The organism is Pseudomonas sp. BNK-7, assembly GCF_048072025.1.
GTDB classification, from domain to species: Bacteria; Pseudomonadota; Gammaproteobacteria; order Pseudomonadales; family Pseudomonadaceae; genus Aquipseudomonas; species Aquipseudomonas danubii.
This window is the reverse complement of sequence record NZ_CP182252.1, coordinates 3,431,754-3,444,797: the sequence shown is the minus strand read 5'-3', so window position 1 is coordinate 3,444,797 and position 13,044 is coordinate 3,431,754. Positions and strand designations below refer to the sequence as shown.

1 protein-coding gene (cut by a window edge) is annotated in these 13,044 nt (G+C 69.0%); it reads right to left on the bottom strand.

All coding sequences use genetic code 11. The features are described from left to right. Positions 1–95: 95 nt before the first annotated feature. Positions 96–13,044, bottom strand: the 3' portion of a protein-coding gene (locus ACMGF8_RS16025; RefSeq protein WP_416760256.1) for an amino acid adenylation domain-containing protein. The gene runs 1,775 nt beyond the window's last position; 12,949 of the gene's 14,724 nt are visible here — the last part of the coding sequence; its start codon lies beyond the right edge, outside the window — the gene reads right to left on this strand; the stop codon is at positions 96–98.

Genomic DNA, 13,044 nt, shown 5'->3' with positions numbered 1-13,044 from the left:
TTACAGAACACCGTGCTGCCGTAGTGAGCGGTGTTCCAGATGAATGAAAGGCTATCAGCCAGCGGCGGGCACCCGGCCCGCCGCCGCATCCAGGCTCATGACACAGCCTCCCCCTGGGGCAGCGCCAACCCGTCACGCCACCAGGCCGCCAGATGCTGGACGTGGGGTGCCTTGAGCAGGCTGAAGTGGTTGCCCGGCCCCTGCCACAGCCCCAGCTCCGTCACCTGCCCACGCCAGCCCTGGACCATCACCTCCTGCTCGCGCAGGTTGCCGGCGGCGTCCAGGCGCGGATCGTCCGCCAGCACCAGGCGCACCGGTCCCCGGTAAGGGCGTTGCGGCTGGTAGCGGGTGCGCAGGGCGCTGGCGAAGGTTCGCGCCGGCCCCTGCATCGCCCGAGGATCGGCACGCTGGGACAGCAGGCCGACCCGGACCATGCCGGCATGCAGCAGGTGCATCTGCATGGCGTCGTCCTCGGCGGCAAACAGCTGCGGATCGATGCCCAGGCTCTGGCCGCACGCCAGTTGCATGGACTCGATCAGCCGCAACAGCGCGGCCGTGCTGGTGTAGGGCCGCCCCACCACGCCGTGGCCGTCCGGGGCCTCGCTGTCGATCAGGGTCAGGGACGCCACTTCGCGCCCCGCGGCCTGCAGGGCCCCGGCCATTTCGAAGGCAACCCAGCCGCCGAAGGAGTGGCCGATCACGTGCAACGGCCCTTGGGGGTACTCCTGCTCGATGGCTTGCAGGTAGTAGCGCGCCGCCGCCTCCACCCGGGTGTGGGGCACGCCCTGGCCATCCAGGCCCCGGGCCTGCAGGCCGAAGATCGGCCAGTCCGGCCCCAGGGCTTCGGTCAGGCCGATAAAGCCGGTAACGCTGTCGCCGGCCCCCGGTACACAGAAGATCGGCGTCTGCCCGCAGCGCCCGCTCTGAATCCGCAGCAAAGGCTGGTGGGACGTTGCTCCGGTGCTGGCAGCGACCCCGGCCTGCTCGATGGCCTGGCTCATGGCCTGGCCCAGTTCATGGATATGCGGCGCCTTCATCATGCTCAGGTGATCCCCGGGCACGCTGATGCAGTGCAGGCATGGCCCCGGCAGCACCTCGCCCCAGCCCAGGGTCGGGCTGCGCCGGGACAATGCGCTGGGCCGCTGGGCGGCGCAGAACAGGTGCACCGGCACACTGATCGGCTGCAGGCGGTAATGGGCCAGTGCATGGCCGTGAGCCACCTCACGGTCCAGGTAATGCCCCAGCGTCTCGGGCGCCGCGCTTGCCAGTTGCTCGAACAGCAGGCCCTGTTCCCGGCAGCGCTGCAGCAGCTCGGGGAAGTCCAGGCGGTCCAGGGCCTGGCGCAGCTGTTCGACGAGCGCCAGCGGTTGCACGCCCGCCGGGCCCTGGGCGCTCCAGTAGGCGCTGCACTGCAACAGCAGGTGCTGCTTGCGGGGATCGCTTGCGGACCAGCGCGCCTTGCCCTGGTCGGTCAGGCGCGGCACGTAGCTGTCGATCAAGCCGAGGAACGCCACCTGCTGATCCTGCCCCAGCAACTGCTGGGCGATCTCATAGGCCAGCACCCCACCGAAAGACCAGCCCGCCAGGCGATACGGCCCTTCGGGCTGGACCCGGCGCATGACCTCCAGCAAGCGGGTGGCCAGGCACTCCAGGGTGCGCAACTGCGGCTGGCCGAGGGCCACGCCCGGCAGGCCATAGATAGGGAAATCCCCTTCCAGGTGCTGCCCCAGCGCCGGGAAGTAGGCATCCAGGCCGGTGAACTCATGCACCAGGAACAGCGCCGGGCCAGTGCCGCTGCGCACCGTGACCCACTCGGGGGCCTGTGGCGGGGTCGCCGGGCGCGCCTCCAGCAAACGCGCCATGGCGGCCACGCTGGGGTGCTGGAACAACTGCGCCAGGCTCACGTCGAGCCCGGCCTGTTGCAGGCGGTTGACCAACTGGATCGCCAGCAGCGAATGCCCGCCGTGTTCGAAGAAATGCTCGTGGCGCCCCACTTGCTGCTGTTTCAGCACCTGCGCCCAATGGACCGCCAGGGTCTGCTCCAGGGGCGTCTGCGCCGCTTCAAAACAGGCGGTGACCTGCGCCGCAGGGGTCGGCGCCGGCAGCGCGTTGCGGTCCAGCTTGCCGTTGTTGGTCAGGGGCAGTGCCGGCAGACGCACGTAAGCCTGAGGCACCATGTACTCCGGCAGTTGCGCCAGCAGGTGGTTGCGCAAGGCTTCGACGGCCGGCTCCGGCGCCTGTGGCTGCAGGGTGTAGTAGGCCACCAGGCGCAAGTCCCCGGGCGCCTCCTCGCGCACCAGGACCACGCCATCGCGCAGTCCGGGGAAGCTCGCCAGCCGCACCTCGATTTCCCCCGGTTCGATACGAAAGCCACGGATCTTCACCTGCTGGTCGTTGCGCCCCAGGTACTCCAGCAGGCCGTTCTCCTGCCAGCGCCCCAGGTCGCCGGTGCGGTACATCAGGGGTTCGGAGCCGGGGTTGGCGGCCTCGCTGCAGAAGGGATCGGGGAGGAACTTCTCGGCGCTCAGTTCAGGCCGATTCAAGTAGCCCTTGGCCACGCCCTGGCCGCCGATGTAGATCTCCCCCACTACGCCGATGGGCAGCGGCTGGCCCTGGGCATCGAGGATGTACACGCAGGTGTTGGACAGCGGCCGGCCGATGGGCACGCTGTCGGCGTCGGCCGCCAGTGCCTCGGGCTCATGGGTCACGGCAAAGGTGGTGGTTTCCGTCGGTCCGTAGCCATTGACCAGACGCAGGCCGGGCACCTCGGCCTGCATCCGCCGGAAGGCCACCGGGTCGGCCCGTTCACCGCCGCACAGGAGCATGCGCAGGCCGCTGAACGCCTGGGGCATCAGTTGCACGTACTGGTTGAACAGGCTGGTGGTGAGAAACAGCAGCGTGGCTCCCGCGGCCTTCAGCAACTCGGCGAAGGCCTCGGGGTCCAGCAGCGTCTGCTGGTCCACCACCACGACCCGGCCGCCGTTGAGCAAGGGCCCCCAGACGTCCAGGGTGCTGGCGTCGAAGGCCGGGTTGGAGGCAAAGGCCACCCGGTCCCCGGGGTTGAAATCGGCGTAGCCGTTGTTGATCACCAACCGGGTGATCGCCCGGTGCGGCACCAGTACGCCCTTGGGCACGCCCGTGGAGCCTGAGGTGTACATGATGTAGGCCACCGCCTCGGAGGACTGGGCCAGGGCCGGGTTGTGCCCCGGCAGCCGGTCCAGGCGCAGGCGATCCAGGTCCACCCGCAGTAACTGCGCCCCCGGCAGCGCCCCCTCCAGGGCCTGCGCCGAGTGCGCCAGCAGCACCCTGGCGCCGCTGTCCTGGAGCATGAACACCTGGCGTTCGGCGGGGGCGTTGATGTCCAGCGGCACGTAGGCCGCGCCGCACTTGCTGGCCGCCAACTGCGCCAGCAAAAGATCCAGGGAGCGTGGCAACAGCAGCGCCACCCTGTCCCCGGGCTGCACCCCCAGCCCCAGCAAGTGATGGGCCAGCTGATTGGCCCGGGTATTGAGCCGGGCGTAGCTGAGCACTTGCTCGCCATGGACCGCCGCCACCTGCTGGGGACGGGCCTGCACCTGTTCCTCGAAACGCTGATCCAGGGTCTGCTGGCGTGGATAGTCGCGGGCGGTGGCGTTGAAGTTCACCAGCACCTGCTGGCGCTCGGCAGCCGGCAACACCGGCACTTGGCCGATGGCCAGATCGGGCGTCTGCTCCAGGGCCTGCAACAGGTTGTCCAGGGCCTCGTGCAGGTAGTGGCAAATGCGCTGGGCATCGATGCCCGCCACCACGGCGGTGAGCATGAAGCCATCCCCCAGGTCGTCGATGCTCAGGGTCAGGGGGTAGTTGCTGCGCTCCTGGGCATTGAGCAACTGCATGCCCTCCCAGGCAGCGTTGGCTTGCCCAGGCAGCCCGGTCGACGGCGCGCTGTGGCGGTAGTTGAGCAGGCTGCTGAACAGCGGCGTACCCGCCTCCACCGCGCTGCAACGCTGCACCAGGGCCAGGGGCGCCTGTTCATGGCCCAGCAGTTGCGCCAGGCGTTCATGGGTGGCCAGCAGCGCATGGCGCACCGGCAGGTCCCCCAGGTCCACCCGCAGCGGCAAGGTGTTGATGAACACCCCCAGGGCCCGTTCGGCACCCTCGCCGCCCTGCATCCGTCCCAGCAGCACGGTGCCGAACACCACCTGCTGCTGGTTGGCCAGGCAGCCCAGGACCCGGCCCCAGGCCAGGTGCATCAGGCTCGCAGCGCTGACCCCCAGCTGCCGCGCCTGCAAGCGCAGGCGCCGGCTCAGCAGGCGGTCCAAGGGTTGGCGTGCCTCGTTGAGCGGCGCGCTGGCGCCCTGCACGTCCTGCAAGCCCAGGGGCAGGGTCGGTTGCCGGATATCGCCGAGCATCTCGCGGAAGAAGGCTTCATGTTCGGCCTCACCGATGCCCAGTCGGGCCTGGGCCACGTAGTTGCGGTAGGGCACGGGGTCACCCAGCCGTTGCTGCTGGCCAAGGAGGAAGGCCTGCAGTTCATGCTGCAGCACTTCCAGGGCCACGTGGTCCATCACCAGGTGATGGAACAGCAACAGCGCCACCAGCCGCTGGTTGACCGGGTCCCGGGCGTAGACCAGGCGCAACAACGGCGCCCGGGCAATGTCCAGGCGATAGCGCGTACTGTCGAAGCGCGCCTGCAACTGGCCGAGGATGTCGCCCTGGCCCGGGTCGAGGACGATTTCCTCGGCCTCCAGGGGCGCCTGGCGCCAGACCACTTGCAGCGGCTCGTCCAGCCCTTCCCAGAGCACCGCGCTGCGCAGGATGTCGTTGCGTTCGATCACCCCCTGCAAGGCTCGGACGAAGGTCTGCAAGCGCTGGGCCGTGTCGAAGGCAAACTGCGCCTGCAACACATAGGGATCGCCCCGGCCGGCGGCCAGATGGTGAAACAGGATGCCGGCCTGCAACGGCGCCAGGGGGTAGATGTCCTGGACGTTGGCGGTGCCGCCCGGCACCGTGGCCACCACCCGGTCAATGGCCGCCTGATCCAGCGTCAGCAACGGCAGCAGCTCGGGGGTGATGCGCGGGCAGTCGCGGTAGATCAGGTTGTCCGGCACCTGCACTTCACGGCCACGCCCCACGGCGGCGGCCAGGGCCGCCAGGGTCGGCTGGCCGAACAGCACCCGCACATCCGCCGAGAGCCCGGCCCGACGCATGCGGCCGATCAGGCTCACCGCCAGCAACGAATGCCCGCCCAGTTCGAAGAAGTGATCCTGGCGCCCCACCCGCTCGACATTGAGCAGCTCGGCCCAGAGCCCGGCCAGAAGAATTTCCACCTCGCCTACCGGCGCCTCGTACTCGCGCACGCTGGCTGCCGCCAGCCCCGGGGCCGGCAGCTCCTTGCGCGCCAACTTGCCGTTGGGGCTCAAGGGCAGCGCTTCCAGGTGCACGAACAAGGCCGGCACCATGTAATCCGGCAGGTGTTCCAGCAACGCCTGGCGCAGCTGTTCCACTGCCAGGGCCGGACGCCCGGCGGCGCAGGTGTAGTAGGCCACCAGACGCAGGTCCCCGGGCACGTCTTCCCGGGCCAGGACCACCGCTTCCTTGACCCCGTCCAGCTGGGTCAGGCGGGCCTGGATTTCTCCCAGTTCGATGCGCAGGCCACGGATCTTCACCTGATCGTCATTGCGCCCCAGGTACTCGATAGCGCCGTCGGCCCGATAGCGACCCAGGTCGCCGGTGCGGTAAATGCGCGCGCCGGGGGCCTCGCTGAACGGGTCCTTGAGGAAGCGCTCGGCGGTCAGCTCATCTCGATTGAGGTATCCCCGGGCCACCTGCACCCCGCCGATGTACAACTCGCCCACCACTCCCCGAGGCACCGGTTGCATGTGCCCGTCCAGCAGGTAGATGCGGGTGTTGGCAATGGGCTTGCCGATGGGGGTGTTGTCCGGGGTCTCGGCCAACGGTCCGGCGCAATCCCAGGCGGTGACGTCCACCGCCGCTTCGGTGGGGCCATAGAGGTTGTACAGCCCGACCTGGGGCAACTGCTGCTTGAAGCGCCGTACCAGGCTGCCCGGCAGGGCCTCGCCGCTGCACATCACCTGACGCAGGCCGCTGCAATCCCGGGTATCGCCATAGGCCAGGAACGCATCCAGCATCGACGGCACAAAGTGCAGGGTGCTGATGCCCTCATCGCGGATCACCTGACGCAGGTAGGCCGGGTCCTTGTGCCCTTCGGGGCGGGCCATTACCAGCCGTGCACCGGTGAACAGCGGCCAGAAGAACTCCCAGACCGAAACGTCGAAGCTGAAGGGGGTCTTCTGCAGCACCGCGTCATCGGCGCTCAGAGCATATTGTTCCTGCATCCACAGCAGGCGGTTGACCACCGCCCGGTGCTCGTTCATCGCGCCCTTGGGCTGGCCGGTGGAACCGGAGGTGTAGATCACATAGGCCAGGTGCCCGGGGGTCAGCCCGTTGACCCGGGGATTGACCCGGGGCTGGCGCGCCCAGAGTGGCTGGTCCAGGTCCACCCGGGGCACGGTCGGGCTGCCCGGCAGTGCCCGGGTGGCACCCTGCACCAGCAGCGCCTGGGGCGCGCTGTCCTCAAGCATGTAGGCGATGCGTTCTGCGGGGTATGCCGGATCGATGGGCACATAGGCGCCGCCAGCCTTGAGGATCGCCAGCAGGCCGATGACCATTTCCAGCCCGCGCTCGACACAGATCGCCACCCGACTGTCCGGCCCCACCCCCAGTTGCAGCAGGTGCCCGGCCAACTGGTTGGCCCGCTGGTTGAGCTGGAGATAGCTCAGGCGCTGCTCACCGGCCTGCACCGCCAGTGCCTCGGGGGTGCGCAGTACCTGGGCCTCGAACAAGCCGTGCAGGGTCTGCTCCAGGGGGTAGTCGCGAGCGCTGGCGTTGACGCCGTGCAGCAGTTGCCGACGTTCGGCGGCGTCCAGCAGCGGCACCTGCTCCAGCAGCATCTGGTCGTCCGCCACCATGGCCTGCAACACCCGCTTCAGGTAACCGACATACCGCCTCATGGTCGACCCATCGAACAGCGCCGTGGCGTACTCCAGGCTGCCTTCGATCCGGTCCTGCACCTCCCCCAGGCTCAGGGACAGGTCGAACTTGGCGAAGTGGCTGGCCTCGTGAATGGCTTCCAGGCGCAGGTCCCCCAGCACCAGTTGCGGCCCGTCGCCGTTTTGCCAGGTCAGCAGGGTCTGGAACAGCGGGCTGTGGGACAGGCTGCGCACCGGACGCAGGATTTCCACCACCTGTTCGAACGGCAGGTGCTGATGGGCCTGGGCCTCCAGGGTCCGGACCTTGACCTGGGCCAGCAAGGCCTCCACCCGTGGCGCGGCGCCCAGGTCCAGGCGCAGGGCCAGGGTGTTGACGAACAGGCCGATCAGCCCTTCGACTTCGGCGCGCATGCGGTTGGCCACCGGAGTGCCGATCACCACGTCGGCCTGCCCGGACAGCCGCCCCAGCAGCAGCCCCCAGGCCGCCATCAGGGTCATGTACAAGGTGGTGCCATGGCGCTGGCTCAAGGCTCGCAGCCCGGCCGTCAGGGCAGCATCGAGGCGGACTTCGACGCTGCTGCCGGCGTAGTCCTGGCGGGCCGGCCGTGGTCGGTCGCCGGGCAGCATCAGCAAGGGCGGCGCGCCCTCCAGGGCCTGGCGCCAGTACTGCGCCTGCTGCTCCAGCACCGCGCCGCTGAGCCAGCGCCGCTGCCAGTGGGCGAAGTCGCTGTACTGCACCGCCAAGGGCGGCAGCGGATCAGGCAGGCCGCGGCTGAAGGCGGCGTACAGCGCCACCAGTTCCCGGGTCAGCACGCCCATGGACCAGCCATCGCTGACGATATGGTGCAGGGTCAGCAGCAACACGTGATGATCATCCGCCAGGCTGATCAGGCGCCCACGGATCAGCGGCCCGCGCTGCAGGTCGAAGGGCGCCGAGGCTTCTCCTTGCACCAGGGCCTGCAAGGCTTTGTCGGCCTGAGGATGGCCCCGCAGGTTTTCCAGCAGCAGGCCCAGGCCCGCCTCCACGGGCGCGATCAGCACCTCGGCTTCATCAGCGTACTGGGCAAAGCGGCTGCGCAGGGTTTCATGGCGCGCGACGATACGCTCCAGGGCCCGTTGCAGGGCATCGCCATCCAACTGCCCGCGCAAGCGCAGGCCAATGGGAATGTTGTAGGCGGTGTTGGCCCCCTCCATCTGCGCCAGGAACCACAGGCGCTGCTGGGCGAAGGACAAGGGCAACGGCTGATTGCGCGGCGCCGGCAGCAAATCCGGCAGGCTGCTGCGCTCGGCCTGTTCCAGGGCCTGGGCCACGGCGCTGAGCCGGGCATTGGCGAACAGCTCGGCCAGGGCCAGCTCCACCCCCAGGCGCTGGCGCACCTGGGACAGCATGCGCATGGCCAGCAGCGAATGCCCGCCCAGTTCGAAGAAGTGGTCGTGGCGTCCCACCTGCTGCACCTGCAGCAGCTCGCTCCAGATCTCGGCCAGGGCGATCTCGCTGGCGCCCTGGGGAGCCACGTAGTCCTGGGTCAGCAGCGCATCGAGCTCAGGCCGGGGCAGCGCCCGCCGATCCAGCTTGCCGTTGGCGGTCAACGGCAGCGCCTCCAGGCCCACGTAGGCCGCCGGCACCATGTACTCGGGCAAGAGCCCGAGCAATTGACTGCGCAACGCCGCCGGGGTCACTGCCACGGCGCCGGTCGCGGTGAAATAGGCCACCAGGCGGATCTGTCCCGGTCGATCCTCCCGGGCCAGCACCAGCGCTTCCTTGATCCCGGGCAGCCGCTTGAGGCAGCTCTCGATCTCCCCCAGTTCGATGCGCACGCCACGGATCTTCACCTGGTCATCGTTGCGCCCCAGGTACTCGATGCGCCCGTCCGCCCGCCAGCGAGCCAGATCGCCGCTGCGGTACATGCGTGCCCCGGGCTGGTCGCTGAAGGGATCGTCGAGGAAACGCTCGGCCGTCAGTGCGTGGCGATTGAAGTAGCCCCGGGCCACCCCGGCGCCGCCCACATAGAGTTCACCGGCCACGCCGATGGGCACCGGCCGCTGCAACTCATCGAGCAGATAGATCCGCGCGTTGGCGATGGGTCGGCCGATGTCCAGGGGCCCGCCGGCTTCCATCAGCCCGGAAGTCGCCACCACCGTGGCTTCGGTGGGGCCGTAGTTATTGATCACGGCAAAACTCTGCGGCTGGCTGAACTGCCGCAGGCGGTCGCCACCGATCAGCAGGGTGCGCAGCGTCGGATGCCCGAGCGACTGGCTGAAGGCGTATTCCGCCACGGGCGTGGGCAGGAAGCTCAGGTCCAGAGGCTGGGCGCGCCACCACTGCAGCAGTTGGTCGAGGTCCTGGTGGCCGATGCTGGCCGGCGGCAGGTGCAGGGTGGCGCCTGCGCACAGGGTCGGCCAGAACTCCCAGGCCATGGCATCGAAGCTCAGGCCGGCGACACAGGAAGCATGGCGCCCCGGGCCCAGGTCGAACGCCTGGCAGTGCCAGTCCACCAGGTTCTCCAGGGTGGCGTGTGCCACCATCACCCCCTTGGGCAATCCGCTGGAACCGGAGGTGTAGATCACATAGGCCAGATGCTCGCTGCACAGCCCGGGCACCTGGGGGTTGGCCAAGGACTGCTGCTGCCAGTCCGGCTGCAGCAGATCGATCACCGCAACCGGCGGATCGCCCACCAGGGCACGGGTTGCCCCCTGCACCAGCACGGCCAGCGGTGCGCTGTCCTGCAACAGGTAGGCGATACGCTCCGGCGGATGGCTCGGATCGATGGGCACATAGGCGCCACCGGCCTTGACGATTGCCAGCAGACCGACGGCCAGCTCCAGGCCTCGCGGTGCACAGATCGCCACCCGGCTATCCGGGCCCACCCCCAGCCCGCGCAGATGGTGGGCCAGTTGATTGGCCCGGGTATTCAACTGCTGGTAGCTCAGGCTCTGCTCACCGGCCTGCAGCGCCGTGGCGTCGGCTTGCTGCCTGGCATGTACCTCGAAGCGCTGGTGCAGGGTCATGCCCTTGGGGTAGTCCTGCGTACTGGCGTTGAAGGCCTCCAGCAGTTGTCGACGCTCGCCCTCCTCCAGCAGTTGCACCTGGGCCAGCCGTTGCTGATCGTCTGCCACCATGGCCTGCAGTACCTGCACCAGATAGCCGACGTAACGCCGCACGGTCGCTGCATCGAACAAGGCGCTGGCGTAGTCCAGGGCGCCACGGATCTGCCCCTGGCTTTCTCCCAGGCTCAGGGTCAGGTCGAACTTGGCCACCTGAGTGGCCCCGGCCACGCCTTCGAGCGTCAGCTCATCGAGCACCAGGTCCTGGGTGAAATCGTCGAGCCAGGTCAGCACCACCTGGAACAGCGGGCTGTGGGACAGGCTGCGCTGGGGCCGGACGATCTCCACCACCTGCTCGAAGGGCAGGTCCTGGTGGGCCTGGGCGGCGAAGCTGCGGGCGCGGACCTGGGCCAGCAAGGCGGCAACGCTCTGCTCGGCGTCCAGGTCCAGGCGCAGGGCCAGGGTGTTGACGAACAGGCCGATCAGCCCTTCCACCTCGGCGCGCATGCGGTTGGCCACCGGAATGCCGATCAGCAGATCGGTCTGTCCCGAGAGGCGCCCCAACAGCAAGCCCCAGGCCGCCAGCAGGGTCGTGTACAGGGTGCAGCCATGGCGCTGGCTGAGGCGCTTGAGCTGGGCGCTCAGCGGCCCATCGAGGAGGATCTCGACGCTGCCACCGCTGAAGTCCTGGTGCGGCGGCCGTGGCCGGTCGTAGGGCAGCGTCAGCAAGGTCGGGGCATCGGCCAGGGTCTGGCGCCAGTAGTCGCCCTGCTGCTGCAGCACCTCGCCACTGAGCCAGCGGCGCTGCCACAGGGCAAAGTCGCTGTACTGCACCGCCAGCGGCGGCAGCGGGTCCGGGCGGCCCTGGCTGAAGGCTTGGTACAGGGCCACCAGTTCCCGGGTCAGCACCCCCATGGACCAGCCGTCGGCGACGATGTGGTGCAGGGTCAGCAGCAGCACATGATGATCGTCCGCCAGGGCCAGCAAGCGCCCGCGGATCACTGGCCCGCGTTCCAGGTCGAAGGCCTGGGCCGCTTCGGCCCGTACCCGTTCGGCCAGGTTCCGGGGCGCGTCCCGCAGGTCTTCGAAGCCCAGTTCCAGGGCCTCTTCGATGGCACCGATCAGCACCTGAGGTTGGTCTTCCCCCAGGACAAAGCGGCTGCGCAAGGTGGCGTGCCGAGCGACGATGGCCTGCAGCGCCTGTTGCAGCGCCGGGCGATCCAGGCGCCCGCGCAGGCCCAGGCCGATGGGGATGTTGTAGGCACTGCCGGCGCCGTCCATCTGCGCCAGGAACCACAGGCGTTGCTGGGCAAAGGACAGTGGCAGGTCATGGTCCTGGGACGCCGGGAAGATCTCCGGCAACTGGCTGCGTCCGGCCCGGTCGAGCACCGCCGCCACCGCGCAGAGTTCGGCATTGGCGAACAGCTCGCCCAGGGCCAGCTCCACCCCCAGGCGCTGACGCACCTGGGACACCATGCGCATGGCCAGCAGGGAGTGGCCGCCCAGTTCGAAAAAGTGGTCGTGGCGCCCGACTCGCGGCAAGTGCAGCACTTCTTGCCAGATATCCGCCAGGGTGGTTTCGGTGGGTCCCCGGGGGGCCTGGTACTCGCGGCTGATCAAGGCCGCCTGATCCGGCGCCGGCAGCGCCATGCGGTCCAGCTTGCCGTTGGCGGTCAGGGGCAAGGCATCGAGCTGCACATAGGCCACCGGCACCATGGAGTCCGGCAGTTGCGCCAGCAAGTGGGCCCGCAGGTCCGCCACCGACAGCGCAGCAGCCCCCTCGTGCGCAGTGAAGTAGGCCACCAGCCGCGGGTTGCCCGGCTGGTCTTCGCGGACCAGCACCACCGCTTCCTTGATCCCGGGGAACGGGTTGAGGCGGCTCTCGATTTCCCCCAGTTCGATGCGCACGCCACGGATTTTCACCTGGTCGTCATTGCGCCCCAGGTACTCGATACGCCCGTCCGCCAACCAGCGGGCCAGGTCACCGCTGCGGTACATGCGCGCCCCGGGCCGGTCGCTGAAGGGATCGTCGAGGAAACGCTCGGCCGTCAGCGCATCGCGATTGAGGTAACCCCGGGCCACCCCGGCGCCGCCCACATAGAGTTCGCCGGCCACGCCGATGGGCACCGGCCGCTGCAACTCATCGAGCAGGTAGATCCGCGCGTTGGCGATGGGCCGGCCGATGTCCAGGGAGCCGCCCGCCGCTATCGGGCCGGACGTTGCCACCACCGTGGCTTCGGTGGGGCCGTAGTTGTTGATCAGGGCGAAGGGCTGCGGATGGCTGAACTGGCGCAGGCGGTCGCCGCCGATCAACAGGGTGCGCAGGGTCGGATGTTGCAGTTCCTGGCTGAAGGCGTACTCGGCCACCGGGGTCGGCAGGAAGCTCACGTCCAGGGGCTGGGCACGCCACCAGGCGAGCAAGGCATCCACGTCCTCGCTACCCTCATGGGCCGGTGCCAGGTGCAGGGTGGCGCCGACGCACAAGGCCGGCCAGACCTCCCAGGCCATGGCGTCGAAGCCGAACCCGGCAAGGCTCGACGTGTGGCTGCCGGCGTGCAGGTCGAAGGCCTGGCAGTGCCAGTCCACCAGGTTGCACAGGGTCTGGTGTTCCACCATCACCCCCTTGGGCAGGCCGGTGGAGCCGGAGGTGTAGATCACATAGGCCAGATGGGCCGGGGTCAGCCCCGTCAGGTCAAGGTTGTCCTGGGCCGGGTCCTGCCAGAGACCTTGATCGAGCTCGATCACCGGCACCGCCACAGGCGGCAGGCGCCCCAGCAGATCGGCCTGGGTCAGCACTGCCCGCGGGCCGCTGTCCTGCAACAGGTAGCCCAGGCGCTCGGCGGGATGGGCCGGATCGATCGGCACATAGCAGGCCCCGGACTTGAGGATGGCCAGCAAGCCCACCAGGGTCTCCAGGCCGCGCCGGGCGACGATGGCCACGCGGTCGTCGGGCTGCACGCCCAGCTCGCGCAATTGCCGGGCCAGCCCATTGGCCTGTCGGTTGAGC